This window comes from Oceaniradius stylonematis, from assembly GCF_965223445.1.
Lineage (GTDB): Bacteria > Pseudomonadota > Alphaproteobacteria > Rhizobiales > Rhizobiaceae > Roseitalea > Roseitalea stylonematis.
Genome location: NZ_OZ244994.1, coordinates 3,371,772 through 3,387,717, shown reverse-complemented (window position 1 = coordinate 3,387,717; position 15,946 = coordinate 3,371,772). Strand labels below are relative to the sequence as shown.

Annotated in this window: 18 protein-coding genes; all 18 read right to left on the bottom strand. The window is 65.9% G+C overall.

Annotated features, from left to right (window positions below):
- Positions 1–31: 31 nt before the first annotated feature.
- Positions 32–1,468, bottom strand: coding sequence for a flagellar hook-length control protein FliK (locus tag ACOQOU_RS16735; RefSeq protein ID WP_306024766.1), 1,437 nt, complete (start codon positions 1,466–1,468; stop codon positions 32–34).
- Positions 1,465–2,892 carry a hypothetical protein gene (locus tag ACOQOU_RS16730; RefSeq protein WP_306024765.1) on the bottom strand — a complete coding sequence of 476 codons (1,428 nt, stop codon included), beginning with the start codon at positions 2,890–2,892 and terminating at the stop codon, positions 1,465–1,467. The genes ACOQOU_RS16735 and ACOQOU_RS16730 overlap by 4 nt, the downstream gene beginning before the upstream one ends.
- The gene (locus ACOQOU_RS16725; RefSeq protein WP_306024764.1) at positions 2,892–4,211 is read right to left on the bottom strand and encodes a MotB family protein; all 1,320 of its coding nucleotides are present in this window, start codon (positions 4,209–4,211) and stop codon (positions 2,892–2,894) included. Before ACOQOU_RS16725 ends, ACOQOU_RS16730 begins: the two co-directional genes overlap by 1 nt.
- Positions 4,208–5,038: a hypothetical protein gene (locus tag ACOQOU_RS16720; RefSeq protein WP_306024763.1), complete on the bottom strand. Its 831-nt coding sequence runs from the start codon at positions 5,036–5,038 to the stop codon at positions 4,208–4,210. Before ACOQOU_RS16720 ends, ACOQOU_RS16725 begins: the two co-directional genes overlap by 4 nt.
- A complete protein-coding gene (gene fliF / locus ACOQOU_RS16715; RefSeq protein WP_306024762.1) occupies positions 5,031–6,662 on the bottom strand; it encodes a flagellar basal-body MS-ring/collar protein FliF in 1,632 nt (543 codons plus the stop codon). The genes ACOQOU_RS16720 and fliF overlap by 8 nt, the downstream gene beginning before the upstream one ends.
- Before the next feature lie 148 nt (positions 6,663–6,810).
- Positions 6,811–7,740: a flagellin gene (locus ACOQOU_RS16710; protein WP_306024761.1), complete on the bottom strand. Its 930-nt coding sequence runs from the start codon at positions 7,738–7,740 to the stop codon at positions 6,811–6,813.
- Between the two features lie 351 nt (positions 7,741–8,091).
- The gene (locus ACOQOU_RS16705; protein WP_109766047.1) at positions 8,092–9,015 is read right to left on the bottom strand and encodes a flagellin; all 924 of its coding nucleotides are present in this window, start codon (positions 9,013–9,015) and stop codon (positions 8,092–8,094) included.
- 198 nt (positions 9,016–9,213) lie between these two features.
- Positions 9,214–9,957 (bottom strand): flagellar type III secretion system pore protein FliP, encoded by a 744-nt coding sequence (gene fliP / locus ACOQOU_RS16700; protein WP_109766046.1) that lies wholly within the window; start codon positions 9,955–9,957, stop codon positions 9,214–9,216.
- Positions 9,954–10,550, bottom strand: coding sequence for a flagellar basal body-associated FliL family protein (locus ACOQOU_RS16695; protein WP_306024760.1), 597 nt, complete (start codon positions 10,548–10,550; stop codon positions 9,954–9,956). The genes fliP and ACOQOU_RS16695 overlap by 4 nt, the downstream gene beginning before the upstream one ends.
- A gap of 12 nt (positions 10,551–10,562) precedes the next feature.
- Complete coding sequence (locus ACOQOU_RS16690) at positions 10,563–11,282, bottom strand: flagellar basal body L-ring protein FlgH (RefSeq protein WP_306024759.1); 720 nt, start codon at positions 11,280–11,282, stop codon at positions 10,563–10,565.
- The gene (locus ACOQOU_RS16685) at positions 11,282–11,791 is read right to left on the bottom strand and encodes a MotE family protein (RefSeq protein WP_306024758.1); all 510 of its coding nucleotides are present in this window, start codon (positions 11,789–11,791) and stop codon (positions 11,282–11,284) included. The genes ACOQOU_RS16690 and ACOQOU_RS16685 overlap by 1 nt, the downstream gene beginning before the upstream one ends.
- A 7-nt stretch (positions 11,792–11,798) precedes the next feature.
- Entirely contained in the window at positions 11,799–12,902 is a 1,104-nt protein-coding gene (locus ACOQOU_RS16680; protein ID WP_306024757.1) for a flagellar basal body P-ring protein FlgI, read from the bottom strand.
- Positions 12,902–13,348, bottom strand: coding sequence for a flagellar basal body P-ring formation chaperone FlgA (gene flgA / locus ACOQOU_RS16675; protein ID WP_158585257.1), 447 nt, complete (start codon positions 13,346–13,348; stop codon positions 12,902–12,904). Before flgA ends, ACOQOU_RS16680 begins: the two co-directional genes overlap by 1 nt.
- Before the next feature lie 21 nt (positions 13,349–13,369).
- Positions 13,370–14,158, bottom strand: coding sequence for a flagellar basal-body rod protein FlgG (gene flgG, locus ACOQOU_RS16670; protein ID WP_306024756.1), 789 nt, complete (start codon positions 14,156–14,158; stop codon positions 13,370–13,372).
- A gap of 12 nt (positions 14,159–14,170) precedes the next feature.
- A complete protein-coding gene (locus tag ACOQOU_RS16665; RefSeq protein ID WP_109766041.1) occupies positions 14,171–14,485 on the bottom strand; it encodes a flagellar hook-basal body complex protein FliE in 315 nt (104 codons plus the stop codon).
- Positions 14,485–14,901, bottom strand: coding sequence for a flagellar basal body rod protein FlgC (gene flgC, locus ACOQOU_RS16660; protein WP_109766040.1), 417 nt, complete (start codon positions 14,899–14,901; stop codon positions 14,485–14,487). Before flgC ends, ACOQOU_RS16665 begins: the two co-directional genes overlap by 1 nt.
- 4 nt (positions 14,902–14,905) lie before the next feature.
- Positions 14,906–15,280 (bottom strand): flagellar basal body protein, encoded by a 375-nt coding sequence (locus ACOQOU_RS16655; protein WP_420578744.1) that lies wholly within the window; start codon positions 15,278–15,280, stop codon positions 14,906–14,908.
- Positions 15,281–15,343: 63 nt separating this feature from the next.
- A complete protein-coding gene (locus tag ACOQOU_RS16650; RefSeq protein ID WP_306024755.1) occupies positions 15,344–15,928 on the bottom strand; it encodes a hypothetical protein in 585 nt (194 codons plus the stop codon).
- Between the last annotated feature and the right edge of the window lie 18 nt (positions 15,929–15,946).

The window sequence follows — 15,946 nt, the reverse complement described above, 5'->3', positions numbered from 1 at the left end:
CTTAACGATCGCGTTAACGAGCTGTTAACCATCAGATAATGATTCGGCCCTCGGCGCTTGACGGGTGTGCGCCGTTGTGGGCGCCGGCGGGGCCGGTCTCGATGCCGTCGCTCGAACCGCCCGCACCACCCGATGCGGAGCCACGACCGCCCTCACCGGACCGGTCGCCCTGACGGCCCTCGAAGCTGCGCGACGCGGTGTCGTCGCCACCGGTGCGCATCTGTCCTTCGCCGGCAATCTCGATGTTGGCGCCCGCGAACGAGCCGCCAACCGCTCGAAGTACGGTGGCGATGGTCTCCTGATCGGACCCGAGAGCGCGGGCCGCCGAGGCACTGTCGGGCGTTAAGGTGACCGTCATCTGCTCGCCGGACATGCGCATTGTCACGTTGATCTGGCCCAGATGGGCCGGCTGAAGCTGGATGCGCAAGACGGAAACCGGCTGCCCGGCGGTGGCAGGCGCGGCCATAACGCGGGCGACATGCGAGGAGACAGCTTCGCGCATGGATGCGGGCAGATCGCCCTCGCCCGCAAGCGCCCGGCCGAGATCGAGCGGAACGACCACGGGCTGCGGCGGCCGCGCTTCGCCGCCCGCCGGCGCAGCGGCGCTGCCGGCGGCCGGAATGGCGGGGCCTTCGCCGGACGCCGCGCCCAACTTGACCGCGGGGGCCTGGCCGGCGCCGGTCCGGGCGTTGCCGAAGCCGGTGTCGCCCTCCCTGCCGCCCTTGCCGGCGGCGAATGCCATGTCGATCGTTTCCGCCCTCGACGATGCCGCCTGCCCCTTGCCCGCCGGCATGTCGATGGTCTCCGCGCTCGCAACGCGATCGATCTCGATGGCCGACGGCTGTGGCGCTGCCGGCCTGGCCGCGATATCGGCCGAGATGGTGCGCGCGGTCAGATAGGGTGCAACGGCCATCACCGCGACGACCGGCGCGGGGCCGGCGGCGGGAGACTGAACGGTTTCGGCGTCCTTGTCGGTCTGTCCATTGCCGTTCGTCTCAGCCGGTCTGGCCGCTTGCGCTTCCGGCGCCTGCTCGGAGCCCTGAAGTTTCATTGCCGCCTCGCTTTCCCTGGCAGCGGCCGACGATCCGGCTGGACGCGGGACGTGGATCGGCTGCCCGTTTCCGGTCTCGGATCCACCCGCACCGGATAGACCGTCCGCTGTCCGATCGGTGTCGGCTGCGACGTGTTCGCCTTCCCCCGCACGCTCGCGAGGGAGCGCTGTGGCGGGGTCGACGGTCTTCACATCGGGCCCATGGCCCTCCGGCTGACCCGTTTTCTGGACGATGCGCCCGGCCTTTTCGTGCGCGGCGTCCGGCGCCGGCTTGCGCGTTCCGGTTCCCGCATCCTTGACGAGCCTGGCAAACTCCCCGTCGGCCTCGCCCTTGTCCCGCCCCCTGGCGTTGCCCTGGCGCTCGGCAATCGCCGCCGCATCGAGGGGTGCTTTTGCATTGGCAGCAATCTGGGTCACCCGCCGCTTCCTTCCAAGACTGAATCGATTTCCAGCAATACGTCACGCGTGCTGGACATGAACGCACGATGTTCGTCGCCCAGCGCCTCGCCTTCACCATTGCCCGACGCCGCCGCATCGCCGGCAACGTTCTCGCGGCGCGCCGGCGCGGCCTCGGGCGACGGCCGAAGCGCGGCCGGCTCGACGGGCCGTGCGGCGCTGCCATAACCGGGCAGAACGGTTCTGACGCCCTCGGTCTCATCGGGCTGCATCGGCAGGCCGAGGCCGCCTTGCGCGCCGCCCTCATCGGTGTCTGTCGCCGCCGTTTCGGCATCTTGACCGGACGGCGCCGATGGCGCGGGCTCGGGCCGGTTGGATCGCGTCATTTCGCGGATGACATTGCGTGCAACGGCCAGCAGTTGCCGGTCGGCCGGCGACAACTGGCCGGCATCGATCGCGTCGAGTTCGGCGGCGACCGCCTCGTGGTCGGCGGAAGCGATGTTGGCCATCAGCACATAAAGACGCTGGCGCATGGCATCGACCGGATCGGCGGCAGGCGCCCGGCGGCGTGCCGCAGCGGCCTCGCCGGCCTTGATCTCTTCAACGAACTCGGCTTCCAGAAAGCGCACGAGTGCGAAATTGCCATCGATCGTGGCAGCCCGCATCTGCCGGGCGACGATGCTGCGCCGATGGGCCGGCGGCATGAAACGGATGATCTCGGCCAACCGCATCTGGTCCGACGATCGGGTCAGCGCGATGCCGCCATTGACCAGCGAGACGGCGAAGTCCGATGCGTAGGGCGAGTTGACGAAAGTTCGCGCATAGCGGCTGGCAGCCGTCAAAAAATCTTTGTGATCATGACCTTGCGACAAGATCGGCATCAAGCGCCTGAGCGCCGATTCCTCGATCAGCGTACCCGGCGCCAGAAGCGTGACCTGTTGGAGATAGCCGATCTGCTCCTGCGGCGTTTCGGCGTTGATGCCGTTGATCAGGGCAAGACCGGCGCCGAGCATGCCGCCGAGCACCATCGGGCTGGCGGCCGCCTCGTCGCTGACCGATTTGTCCAGCAGCGCTCCGGCAATCGCGGCGGCGAGCGCCTTTTCGTCTTCATCTGACTGCCGGGCCAGCGTGTCATAGAGCCGGGCGAACGTCGCCGGATTTCCGCCGCTGACGGCATAGGCGAGCACCGCGCGGCGTTCGGCCGGATCGGCCAGCGCGTCGGCGTCGAGCGAGGCGAACAGTTCGTCGATGACACGCAACGTACTGGACTGGAGCTGGAATGCGGACGGATCGCCGCGCGCGATCTGGTCCTGTATGTGGTGCAACGACCGCACCGCGCCGAGCGGGCGCGTGGGCAGGTCGGCAAGGGCCGGAAGACCGATGCCGGCCAGTATCGCGGCCGCCAGCGGCAGGCACATGGCGGGACGTGTCGTGCCGAGAGCCATCACGAGCCAAGCTCCAGCAGGATGTCGATGCGCCGGTTGCGGGCGCTGAACGGATCGTCGGGCACGGCCAGATCGCGGTCGGCGCGGCCGGTCACGGCGCGGAACCGGTTTTCCGGGACGCCGCCGCGCACGAGCATGTAATAGGCCGCCTGCGCCCGGGACGCCGACAATTGCCAATTGTCGGAACTGCCCGAGATGAAAGGCCGCGCATCGGTATGACCTTCGATGCGCAGTCCGCCAGCCCTTTCGCCGATCACCGAACCGACCTTTTCGAGCGCCAGGACGAGCGGCGGCGACGGCACGGCCGAGCCGATCTCGAACATCGGGATCTGCAGATTGTCGGTCAGCGAAATCAGGATCGCGTCCGGCTGCGCCTCGACGGACAGCTGTTCGACGAGCACGCTGTCGGCGCCGAACGCCTCTGTCAAAACCTCGGTCAGCGCCGTACGCAACTGTTCGGCTGCCTGCTCACTGGCTGGAGGCACCGTTTCCGGCGTTTCGGTTTCCAGGGAATCGGCCTGGGGCGAATCCATGGTCTCGGCTGCCAATTCGGCCGTCTCGGCTGCTTCGGCCGTGGCGGGTTCCGCCTCGACCGGCTCGCCCGCTTCCATCGCCACTTCCGGCTCCGCCTGAAGCGCACCTTCCGGTGCGGGTTCGGACGGCTGCATCTCGGTCTCGGCGGCAATATCGGCCAGCGCCGTCTCGGTCTGCCCGCCGGGTGCGGGCACCGGCGGCGCGCCGGTTTCGGAAAGCGGCGCGTCGGACAAGGGTTCGCGCGGCATGTCGGACCAGCGCTCGGGCGCGAACGGGTCGAAGAAGGTCTCGATGGAGGCGTCGGTCTGCTCGGCGGACCAGGACCGGGCGCCGCTCTGCGGTTCCAGCCCGCTGGTGCTGCCCGCCTCGAAGCTGCTGGCAATCTGGTCAAGCGCCTCATAGGGATCGGCGAAGAAGGCGGCATCGCCGGTGGGGTTGCCCTGCTCTTCGGCCTGCCCGCTGCCGGACGCGTCGGTCTCGCCGCCGCCCCCCGAGCCGGTGCCCTCGGCGTCGATGACTTCAACCTCCTGGATGCCCTGGGCGTCGTAAAGGCCCTTCACCGACCGGTTGCGGTCCACCAGCTTGACCGGGTTGAAATAGCTGGCGACCGCCTGTTTGGTCTCCTCGTTGGCCGCATTGACCAGCCAGAGCACCAGAAACAGACAGAACATGGCCGTCATGAAGTCGGCGAAGGCGATCTTCCAGGCGCCGCCATGATGATCGTCGTGATCGTCATGACCGCGCTTGATGATGATGATTTCCTGATGGTCCTGCGCGGCGCTCACCGGCCACCTCCAAACAACAGGGCGCGGGCTTCCTCGAGCCGGGTGGACAAGACGGCGGTGTCGGCGATGGCCACGAGTTCGGCCGTTTCGGCCGGCTGCATCTGCGGCGCCGCCAGACCTTCCGGCCAACCCTCGCGCACGGCTTCAAGAAGGCGCTCCGGCCCGCTCAGGCGTACGGCAACCCCCTCGCCGGCTTTCACCATCGTCGCCAGCTCCGTACAGAAACGATTGACAGAGGATTTCTCGATGACGCCCATCAGCGGATGAGCGAGAACCGAACCGAGCGATGACCGGACGGCCGCGGACACTCCGTCGGCCATGGCGGGAACCGCCTGCTCGACAAGCCGCGCGATTTCCGCCGCATGAGCGCTTTCCAGCGCTTCGATCCGCGCGGTCAGTTCGGCGATCCTTTCGTCACGGGCAAGAAGTTCGGGATCGGCCGCCGGCGGCGCGACCTGAGCATCCTGGACGGCAGACGCTTCCGGCTCCGTCAAGACAACGGTATCGGACGGCGCCGCCGCCTGCCCGGCGATGGTTTCCCCATCCGCCGCCGGCGCCATGTCGGCCGAAAAGGCTGCCGACAGCATGGTCTGAAGTGCCGCGGCATCGCCGGGCACACCCGGCGTGTCCGGCTCCGCAAACTCGGGGGACGGTGCCCGCGGCGGCGCATCGACATGCGGTCCATCGAACGCGTCAAAAGCCGCGGGATGCCGCGATGCCCCGATGAAAGGCACGAACCCGTCGGCCGGCGCGGCGGCCGGCGCGCCATGGGCCGGGACCGCATTGTCGCCGAAATCGGGCAGAAGGGCGTGAAACGCCTCACGCATCGCTGGACACAGCCTCGTTGTTCAGCCAGCGGCGGAGGATTTGCGCGGCGCGCTCTTCGTTCATGTCGATGATCCGCGACAGGCGCTCTTCTGGCGCGGGCTTCAAGCGGATGGATTCGGCGGCCATGTCGGCCAGCGCCTCGCCGCTGCCATCGCCAATTCCGCCCGCGCCCTCATTGGCCAGAAGCGGCGTTTCGCCTGCCTCGACCCGCGCCACCTGCTGGGCGAATTCGCCCGAACGCAACACGTTGATCATCGGACGAACCGCCAGGAAGATCACCGCCAGAATGACGGCGATGAAGGCAAACGCGTTGATGGCCGTGCCAAGATGCTCGTTGAGCGATGCCATCGCGCCGGGCGCCGACGAGCCCTCGGCGGCCACGCCTTCCACGAAATCGAACGCGGTGATGTTGAGCACGTCGCCGCGATCCTCGACGATGCCCGCCGCTGCGGCCGCGACCGTCCGGATCTGCGCCAGCCGCTCCTCGACAGCGGCGGGATTGAGCGGCTGACCCTCGGCATCGACCAAGCGCGCGCGGTTGACGACGACGGCGATCGACAGCCGGTCTACATTGTAACCGTTTGATATGGTTGCAGTTCTCGTCGAACTCAACTCATAGTTCGTCGTTTCCTCACGGCGCTCGCTGCGCTCGTTCGTGCTGCCGCCGCCGGCGCCGGCCTGCGCGTCCTGGGGCAGGTCCTGCTCGACGGTCACCGGCTCGGATGCAAGCTGCTCGGTCGCCGCATCCTCGGCGCGCACGATCTGGACAGAACGTTCGATGCGGCTGTCGGGGTCGAAGATCGTCTCCTCGATCTGCCGCTGGTCGGTGTTGATGTCGGCCTGGACGCTGACCCGGAAATTGGCGGCGCCGAGCGTTGCGGCGAGCGCGCGGTGAATGCCGTCGGCAACCTGGTTTTCGACCGTCGCCTCGATGCCGATGGCGCTCGATGCCGAGTTGGTCAGCGGGTCCTCGCCCGCTGCCAGCAGCCGGCCGGCGGAGTCGAGCACCGTCACATTGTCGGCGACCATGCCCGGCACGGCGGCGGCGACCAGATGGCGCACGGCGTTGGCCCGGCTTTCAACACCGGCGCGATCGAAGCGGATGATGACCGAGGCGGTCGGCACCTGTTCGGCGCGGCGGAAATTGCCGCGCTCGGCCATCACGATATGGACGCGGGCGCCCTTGACGCCGCTGATCGTCTGGATCGAACGGGCGATCTCGCCCTCAAGCGCGCGGACGCGCGTGACCTCCTGCATGAAGGATGTCAGGCCGAGCGAGCCGAGATTGTCGAACAGCTCATAGCCGGCGCCGGCGCTGGACGGCAGACCTTTCTCGGCGAGAATCATGCGGGCGCGGCCGGTCATGCCGGCCGGCACCATCAGCGTGGTTCCCTCGGCGTTGACGTCGTAGACGATGCCCGCCTCACCAAGCACCATGCCCATGCGCGTGACATCGTCACGCTCAAGACCGACATAGAGCGGCTGGTAGGCCGGGCGGTTGAGGAATGCCGAGCCGATGCCGACGGCCATCAGGACAAGAACGAAGACGCCGGCCATCAACATGAGCCGGCGCGGGCCAAGCGCGCTGAAATTGGCGGCGAGCATCTTGAGGTTTTCTGGCACGGCTCATCCCCGGAACTGACTGGGCCCAGCCTACCGGTTCAAACTTGCGCGAAGGTGATGAGGGGCCCACCGGCTGCGGAACCGAAAGCGAAAACGGGCCGCCCCATGGACGGCCCGCGATCAGGACGATTGTGGGATGGCTGCGCGGTTATCCGCGGAACAGCGACAGGATCGACTGGGCGTTGCCGTTGGCGATCGACAGCGCCTGGATGCCCAGCTGCTGCTGCACCTGCAGGGCCTGAAGGCGCGTCGATTCGGCGCTCATGTCGGCATCCACCAGCTGACCGACGCCGCGCTCGATGGAATCCATCAGGGTGCCGACGAAGTCGCTTTGCAGCTTGATGCGTTTTTGCGCCGAGCCCAGATCGGAGGCGGCGGTCGTCATCGCCTGAAGCGCGGTCTCGGCGATGGTGATCATGCCGTCAATGTCGGCATCGTTCAGGTTTGCGGTGTTCAGGTCGAGGTTGGACACCGAAGCGGCGACGTTGGCGGCGCCACCGGTGGTGACCGAGTCATCGTCCAGAATGCCGTCCGCAGCGGCGTTGGCATCGAACAGCGCAATGGTCGACTTGTCGACGGTCAGCGTGCCGACGGAAACCGCGCCGGTGGCGTCGCGGTTGAACGAGGAAACGATGCTTTCAGTGGCCGAATAGCCGGCGGCGCTCGAATCGATGTTCAGCCAGTTCTCGCCGTTGAAGGCGGCCGAGGTGGCGATCGAGGTGAGCTGGTTCTGCAGTTCGTCGATCTCGGTCTGTATCTTCGAGCGGTCGACGCCGGGCTCGCGGGCCGCCACCAGCTTGGACTTGATCTCGTCGACGACCTTGATGGCCGAATCGACAGCGGTGTAGGTGATATCGACCTTGGCCGAGCCGAGGCCGAGCGCGTCCTGAACGGTCGAAAGCGCGGAATTGTCCGAACGCATCGTCGTCGCGATCGACCAGTATGCTGCGTTGTCGGACGCCTCGGAGACGCGAAAACCCGTGGAAATCCGGGCCTGCGTCGTCTCAATCGAATCGTTGGTGTTCTGCAGGGCGCGCAGCGCCGTCATCGCAGAAACGTTGGTCATCAAGCTGGACATACAAGGCCCCTTCTCACACTCCGCACCATTGCGACATCCCGGCTTTCGACCGGTACGACGACGTAGCCTCATGCCGCGCCGGCTCGGAAATGCCGACGCACGTCTGTTGTCACTTCATTAAGGTAAACAGGAATGGCTAACAAAAGCTAAACGGGGCGACCCGCGGAAAATCAGGGCGACGGCGCATGCGCAAGCGGCCGCAAGCCAGATGGCCAGCGGCAGCAGAGAGTCATTTTTTTTCAGATACTTATGGGCTGAACGCCCGCTCGGCATGAACGTGCCGAGGCTCACGCACGCAGCATAAAAGGGCCGCCCGAAGGCGGCCCTCCCACAAGCGGAGCTCGCTTGGTGTTAGCGGAACAGCGACAGGATGGCCTGCGAGTTGCCGTTTGCGATCGACATGGCCTGAATGCCGAGCTGCTGCTGGACCTGCAGGGCCGACAGGCGGCTCGATTCGGCGCTCATGTCCGCATCGACGAGCTGGCCGATGCCGCGATCGACGGCATCCATCAGGTTGCCGACGAAGTTGCTCTGAAGATCGATGCGCTTCTTGGCAGAACCAAGGTCCGAAGCGGCCGTGGTCATGGATTGCAGCGCCGTTTCGACGCCCGAGATCATGTCGTCGATATCGGTTTCGTCGACGTTGGCAGCGGTCAGGTCGAGGTTGGCGACCGTGACCGTCACCGCACCGGCGCCCGTCGTGGTGAATTCGGTATCGAGGATACCGGTCGCGGCAGCGTTGCCGTCGAACAGAGCCGTTGTCGACTTGTCGACAGAGATCGTGCCAACCGAAACGGCGCCGGCGGCATCGCGGTCGAACGATGCGACGATGCTTTCGGTGGCCGAGTAGCCGGCGACGCTGGAGTCGACGTTCAGCCAGTTTTCGCCGTTGAAGCCGGCCGACGAAGCGATGGAAGTCAGCTGGTTCTGCAGTTCAGAGATTTCTGCCTGAACCTTGGCGCGGTCAACGCCCGGCTCGCGGGCCGCAACGAGCTTGGACTTGATCTCGTCGACGACTTCGATGGCGCTGTTGACACCGGTGTAGGCGACGTCAACCTTGGCCGCGCCAAGACCCAGAGCGTCCTGAACGGTTCCAAGAGCCTTGTTGTCCGAACGCATGGTGGTTGCGATCGACCAGTAGGCGGCGTTGTCGGAAGCCTCGGCGACGCGGAAGCCGGTGGCGATGCGCGACTGGGTGGTTTCGAGGGCGGAATTGGTCTGCTGCAGCGACTTCAGCGCCGTCATTGCAGATACGTTGGTCATCAAGCTGGACATATGAGTGTCCCTTTCTACTCAAAACAAACAAGGGACATTCCGGGCAAGCCGGTACGGCAGGGGGGCATCATGCCGGCCGCGCATGGCGGCGCCTGCTGTTGACGGGGTTATATGCCGCCAGACCTTAACAAGCGCTGAAACACGCGCCCCGCAGATTTTTGCAGGGCGCGGGTTCGCGCCGGACAATGATGCGGCCGGTCAGACGAAGGAGCGCACCAGACTGCCGACCAGAAGGTTCCAACCGTCGATCATGACGAAAAACAGGATCTTGAACGGCAACGAAATGACCGAGGGCGGGAGCATCATCATGCCCATCGCCATGATGATGGTCGCAACGATCAGATCGATCACCAAAAACGGCAGCACGACGAGAAAGCCGATCTCGAATCCGCGTCGGATTTCCGAGATCATGAAGGCCGGGATAAGAACGCGCATGTCGATCGTGCCGTTGACCACCACGTCCTGACCGCGTTCGCGCGCGAGCCCGGTGAAAAGGTCGAGATCCTCGTCGCGCGTGTTCTCCAGCATGAAGTCGCGAAACGGCGCGACGATCTCCGACAGCGCCTGCTCTTCCTGGATGTCATTGTTGAGAAGCGGCTGAAGGCCGTTCTGCCAGGCGCGGTCGAAGGTCGGCGCCATGACGTAGAAGGTCATGAACAGCGCCAGCGAAATCAGAATGATGTTGGCGGGTGTCGATTGCAGTCCCAATCCGGTGCGCAGGATCGAAAACACGATGATGAAGCGCGTGAAACTCGTCACCATGATCAACAGACCGGGCGCAATCGCCAGCACGGTGATCAGGCCGAAGAGCTGGATGATGTTGGCGCTGGTCAGCCCGCCGATCTCGTCGGGCAGGCCGAATCCGCCCAGCCCCTGCGCAGCGGCCGGCACCGGGACGAGGACAACGAGCATGACCAGCACAAAGGGCGCGATCCGGATCATTCGAGCAACAACGCCTTGACGAACACGCGCTTGACGATGCCGCCGCTGCGCAGGGCGGCGCGGCTTTCAAGGTCGGTCACCATGTGCTGGAACCCGCTGGGAAGGGCCAGAGATTGCAGCCGCGTGGTGCGCATGTAGGCGAGGAAATCGGCATGAATGGCTTCGATCATCACCGGATCGATGGCTTCCTCCTCGTCGACCGGCTCGATGGCCAACGACAGCTCCATGCGCACCCAAACGTCGGATGGAACGCCGATGTTGGTGGTTATCGGTTCGAGTTCGAGCACTTCGAGCGAGGCAAAGTCGAGGCCGCGCAGCGAGGTTTCGCTGTCCGCGCCGTGGCCATCCTCATCGGCGCCATATCCGTCATCGGAGCCATGGCCGCCGTCGGCGGCATTGGGAGCTTGCGGCCCGGTCTCCTGGGCGACGGGCGCGTCGGCACCGGCGATCATCGGCGCGAAAAGCGTCTGGCCGACGCCGAACCCGACACCGCCGGCCAGAAGCGCGGCGACAAGAATGAACACCACCGCCATGAGCGGCGATGAGCCCTTCTCCTCCTCTTCCGGTTCGTCGTCGGCGATAGCGTCGGCCACGTTGCTGGTGCCCTAGAACGGTGAAATGCGGTCGATGAACTGCTGGCCGTAAGCCGGCTGCTGGACCTCGGAAATATGTCCCGTGCCGCCGTAGGATATGCGCGCCTCGGAAACGCGGTCATAGGCGATCGTGTTGGACGGATCGATGTCGGACGGCCGCACGATGCCCGCAACGGTCAGAATGCGGACCTCCGCATTGACGCGCACTTCCTGCGTGCCGCGGATGACGAGATGGCCGTTCTGCAGGACGTCCACGACGGTTGCGGCAACGCGCAGATCGATCCGCTCGGATCGCGACGTGGCGCCTTCGCCGGAGAAATCGGTGTCGCCGCCGAAGTTGGCATCGCCGGATGCGGCACCGCTCGTGCCGTTCCAGTTACCGGAAGCGCCCAGGTTCCACGACCGGGACGAGCTGCGCGACCGCTCGGAATCGCTTTGAAGCTGAGCGCGGTCGGCAATGTCGATGAGGACGGTCAGCGTGTCGCCGCGCGTCAGCGCCTTGCGCGCGGTGAAAAGGCTCGCGGTTCGGTCGTCCCAGGTGGAGTATTTGTTGAGCGGCCGGCCGGGATATTTGGATTCGATCATCGATGGCGGCAACTGGTTGTCGATACCCGAGCCGACCGGCGACAGCGCCGGCGGGCTGCCAAGGTCCTTGGTGGCGCTGCAGCCGGCGACCAAAAACACCGCGGCCATGGCGACGAACAGGCGCAGACGGGTTCGGGCCATCGTCATCAGCCGTCCCCATCCGGAAGGCCGACATCACCGACGGCGGCCATGATCTGGGTGATCAGCGCGGCGTCCTGCGTGGACATCTCGTTGAGAATGGCCGCCGAGGCGCGGGGCTTGAGCTTGGTCAGCAGCGCGGCCGACAGTTCGGCCGGCAGTTCCTCCATGCGCACGGCCGCAGCGTCCGGCCGCATGTTGGCATAGACCGCGACGAGGCCCTCATTGGCCGCTTCGGCGAACTCCTCGCGCTTTTGCGCCCATAGCTCGTAAGCGGCGCGGCGTTCTTCCAGGATGACGATCTTGGCCTCGATATCGGCGCGCAGCGTTTCCAATTCCTCGCGCTGGATGGCGTAGCGCCGCTCGCGCGCATCATCGACAATGTTGGCACAGAAGTTCTGGACGTCTGCCGGCGCCCTGTCCTGGGCGTTGACGGCAACGGGCATGGCCGCCGGCGCCGCAACGGCCCAGACGATGACCAGTGTGCGCACAGCTTTGGCCGGGCGACTCTTTCTCATGGCGTCCTCATTGCACAACCAGTTCCGCGTTCAGCGCGCCCGCGCTCTTGATCGCCTGCAGGATCGAGATGACATCGCGCGGCTGCACGCCCAGACGGTTCAGCCCCTCGACAAGGCTCTGAAGGTCGACGCCGTCGATCGTGCCGATCTGCGTGCCCTCTTCGTCGACATCGATGAAGGTCGACGGCTCGACCGCCGTCACCCCATCGGAAAAGGGTGCGGGCTGGATGATTGTGGGCGCCTCGGTGATCCGCACGGTCAGCGCGCCATGGCTGACGGCGACGCGCGAGACACGCACATCGGCGCCGATGACGACGGTGCCGGATTTTTCGTCGAGCACCACGCGGGCAGGCTGATCGGTCTGCACGCTCAAATTCTCGATCGCGGCGATAAAACGCGCCGGCGACATGCCGTCGGGCTTGCTGAGCCGTACGGTGCGCGAATCGAGTTCCTTGGCCACCGGCGCGCCAAAGGCCTGCCGCGCATGGGCGTTGATCGCGTCCGTGACGGCGACGGCAGTCGAAAAGTCGGGATTGCGCAGTTGCAGAAGGAACGCGCCTTCTTGGCTGAAATTGACCGGAACCTCGCGCTCGACGATCGCACCGCCGGCAATGCGGCCGGCCGTCGGCGTGCCCTGGCTCACCGTTTCGGCCTGCCCTTCGGCGGAAAATCCGGCGATCGAGACCGAGCCTTGTGCAACCGCATAGATCTGCCCGTCGGCCCCCAGCAGCGGCGTCATCACCAACTGTCCGCCGCCCAGCGAAGTGGCGTCGCCCAGCGATGAGACGGTGACATCGATCCGTGCGCCTGAGGTGGCGAACGCCGGCAGGTTGGCGGTGACCATCACGGCGGCAATGTTCTTGAGCCGCGCCCTGCCCTCGGCCGTGGCGACGCCGAGCGTATCAAGCATGGAGCGCATCGACTGTTCGGTGAAGGGCGCGTTGCGCAGGCTGTCGCCGGTCCCCTGAAGGCCGACCACAAGTCCATAGCCGATCAGCTGGTTGTCGCGCGATCCCTGGAGGATGGCGATGTCCTTGATACGTGATGTCGCCGCCGCATCGACCGCCGCCACGACGACGAGACACAGGGCGCAGACCAGCGTGCGGATCATCAGCACACCTCGGCAAGTGATGGCGAGCGCACGATGGCGCAGACCGAGCGGCCATTATGCGCATTGCGCACGCGGATCGTCTCGCCGATCGTGCCGTCCTGCAGCGCGATCGCCTTCATGACGATGGAAAGGGGGCCTTCCTGAAGGCTGACGGAAATCAGTTCGCCCTGCTTGATCGCGAACGGGGCGCGCAGCATGTCGGGTGCGATGGCGCGGCCGGGCAAGAGGGTTCGCGTGGCGACCATGCCGGCCAGTTGCGCCCGTGTGCGCACGACCGGGTAGTCGTCGGGGATGGCGCGCGTGTGCTGGCGCACGGCGACATTGTCCATGCCGATGGTCTGACCGGGATAGACGATGCGCTCGACAACCGCATAGTCGAACGATGCATCAGCGGCGGCACCGGGAAGCGCCACCGCCTGCAGAAAAAATGCCAGTGCTGCGATCAAGCCAGCCGGTCGCACGTTTCATCACCTCAAGCCGTTGGAGACGGTCGACATCATCTGGTCGGCGGCCTGAATGACCTTGGAGTTCATCTCGTATCCGCGCTGGGCGGCGATCAGTTCAGTGATCTCGCGCACCGCATCGACATTGGATTGCTCCAGATAACCCTGACGCACAGTCGCGAAGCCGGGATCGCCCGGCACGCCGACGACGGCGGCGCCGGAGGCCTCGGTCTCGGCGTAGAGATTGCCGCCCAGCGGCTTGAGGCCGGCATTGTTGGAGAAGGTGGCAAGCGTGATCTGACCGAGCTCCTGCAACTGGAGCTGATCGGCGATGCGCGCATAGACCTGGCCGCTCTCGTTGACGACGATCTCGACGGCGTTTTCCGGAACGACGATCTCCGGCTGTACCGTGTAGCCGTCCACGGTAACCATCTGGCCCTCGGCGTTGGTGTTGAACGCGCCGGCGCGCGTGTAGTGGGTGACGCCGCCGGCGCCCTCGATCTGGAAGAAGCCCTCGCCTGTCAGCGCCAGGTCGAGCTTGTTGTTGGTCGAATTCAAAGCACCCTGCAGGTGGATTTCGCGGATCGCGGCGGTGCGCACGCCAAGACCGATATGGCTGCCTTCGGGCACGATGTTCTCGTTGGCCCGGTTCGGCACGCCGGCCACCCGCTCGACCTGGTAGAGAAGATCGGAAAACTCCGCCCGCGCCCGCTTGAAGCCGGTCGTGTTCACATTGGCGATGTTGTTGGCAATGACCTCGAGATTGGTCTGCTGCGCGTTCATGCCGGTGGCGGCGATGGCAAGGGCTTTCATACGCGATACTCCTCAGATGGCCATGCGGGTCATGTCGAGATAGGCGGTGACGATCTTGTCGCGGATGGCGACGGCGGCCTGCAGGCTGCGCTCGGCCTCCATGACCGCGTCGGTAACCGCGCGCGTGTCCATCTTGCCGTTGATGCCGGCCATCGCGGCGCTGTCAGCGGTCTTGACCGAATTGACGGTCGCGGCGATCTGATCGCGCAGAATGTCGCCGAACGATCCGGCACCGGCGATTTCGATGGTTTCGGCGCCGGAAGCCTGCCGGGCCAGTTCGGTGCGGACGGAACCGGCACCGGCGACCGCTTGAAGCTGCTCGATCATCAGCGCGCCCTCATCAGGTCGATGGTCATGGAAATCAGTTCACGTGCCTGTTTGAGCACCTGAAGATTGGCCTGGTAGCTGCGATTGGCCTCGCGCATGTCGGCCATTTCGACGATCGGATTGACATTCGGCAGCTTCACATAGCCGTCCGGGTCCGCGGCCGGGTGGGACGGGTCGAATTTCTGGACGAACGCAGCCTTGTCCGTGTCGATGTCCTTGATGCCGACAAGGGCGGCCTGCGTGGCCCGGTCGACCGTGCTCTGGAAGGCGATCGTCTTGCGGGCATAGGGATCGGCGCCGGGCGTGTCGCCGGTCGAATTGGCGTTGGCGATGTTTTCGGACACGACGCGCAGGCGCGACGATTCCGCATGAAGGCCGGAGCCCGCCACCTTCAGCGCTGTCGTCAACGGATCCATGCGGCTACCCCTTCGAGACCATCAGCGTCATGCGGTGAAAGGCCGAGACGATGGCCGTGTTGAGCTCCATGCCGGCACGGACCTGGCCGGATTTGGCCAGCTTGGTCTCAAGCACCACGGGACCGCCGACGGTCCGCATTTCCGCGCCGGGCGGGGCGCCGGGATCGTCCGCACCCCTGCGAACGCCGACATGGGTTCCATGGGTCGCCTCAAGGCGGACCTGGGCGAACTTGATCTGATCCTCGAAGGGCGTGACGTCCTTGGCCTGATAGGAAGAGACGTTGGCGTTGGCGATGTTGCTGGCCACGGCAGCCTGCCGCACCGACAGCCAGTCGGCCTGACGCGAAGCGAGATCGAACAGTTGCACTGGTGTCATCATGACATCCTTTCACCATTGGTGAGGATATCGGTGCTGACTTGCGCGTGGCTTGCGATCTGCTGGTCAGTCCAGCCGGACCTCGGTTTCGTCGTCGGGAACGATCTGCGCGTGCGGGCCGCGCCCGACAATGGCGGAGACGCGCCGGCCGTCGGGCAAAAGCGTGCCGGGCCGGACAATATAGATGCCGTCCTGGTCGGCGATCAGCGCGAGGCCGCGCCCGGCATCGAGAAGCGTGTAGCTGTGGGCGGCCGCACCCCCGCTCGAAGGCACGCTGGCGGTGGTGATCGGATCGACGCCGGGCGGCAGCTCCCGGGGCTCGGCTTCCTCTTCGCCCGTGTCGAGCGGAATCGCCGCCGTCGTGAACGGATCGACGCCATCGGGGTCGTCAAGCGGGCGCGGCGGCGGGTCGCCGACATAGGTCTCGGCGACCATGTCGAACAATGGCGCCCTGCCCTCTTGCAGCGCGACGACGTCGGCGGGCACTTCGCCGCTGCGCGAGAACTGGAATTCGGGCGGGCCGTAGCGCGCGTGGTTGATGTAGACGTCCCAAGGCAGATAGGCCGACAGGGCCGCCAGCGACAGCGCGCCAGCCCAGAAGGCGAAGTCGCCGGCCCTGGCATTGCGCAGCGTTCGCCATGTGCGGCGCAAAGGACCTCGCCGGCGGGG

Excerpts from the sequence above, each read along its gene's own strand:
- ACOQOU_RS16680 (WP_306024757.1), bottom strand. The coding sequence starts at position 12,902 with ATGATCCGCACGCTGGTCTGCGCCCTGTGTCTCGTCGTCGTGGCGGCG.
- ACOQOU_RS16665 (WP_109766041.1), bottom strand. The coding sequence starts at position 14,485 with ATGATCGAGCAGCTTCAAGCGGTCGCCGGTGCCGGTTCCGTCCGCACC.
- ACOQOU_RS16690 (WP_306024759.1), bottom strand. The coding sequence starts at position 11,282 with ATGACGATGGCCCGAACCCGTCTGCGCCTGTTCGTCGCCATGGCCGCG.
- flgG (WP_306024756.1), bottom strand. The coding sequence starts at position 14,158 with ATGAAAGCCCTTGCCATCGCCGCCACCGGCATGAACGCGCAGCAGACC.
- ACOQOU_RS16705 (WP_109766047.1), bottom strand. The coding sequence starts at position 9,015 with ATGTCCAGCTTGATGACCAACGTATCTGCAATGACGGCGCTGAAGTCG.
- ACOQOU_RS16655 (WP_420578744.1), bottom strand. The coding sequence starts at position 15,280 with ATGATGACACCAGTGCAACTGTTCGATCTCGCTTCGCGTCAGGCCGAC.
- ACOQOU_RS16730 (WP_306024765.1), bottom strand. The coding sequence starts at position 2,892 with ATGGCTCTCGGCACGACACGTCCCGCCATGTGCCTGCCGCTGGCGGCC.
- fliP (WP_109766046.1), bottom strand. The coding sequence starts at position 9,957 with ATGATCCGGATCGCGCCCTTTGTGCTGGTCATGCTCGTTGTCCTCGTC.
- ACOQOU_RS16720 (WP_306024763.1), bottom strand. The coding sequence starts at position 5,038 with ATGCGTGAGGCGTTTCACGCCCTTCTGCCCGATTTCGGCGACAATGCG.
- ACOQOU_RS16685 (WP_306024758.1), bottom strand. The coding sequence starts at position 11,791 with ATGAGAAAGAGTCGCCCGGCCAAAGCTGTGCGCACACTGGTCATCGTC.
- flgC (WP_109766040.1), bottom strand. The coding sequence starts at position 14,901 with ATGGATCCGTTGACGACAGCGCTGAAGGTGGCGGGCTCCGGCCTTCAT.
- ACOQOU_RS16710 (WP_306024761.1), bottom strand. The coding sequence starts at position 7,740 with ATGTCCAGCTTGATGACCAACGTTTCTGCGATGACGGCGCTGCGCGCC.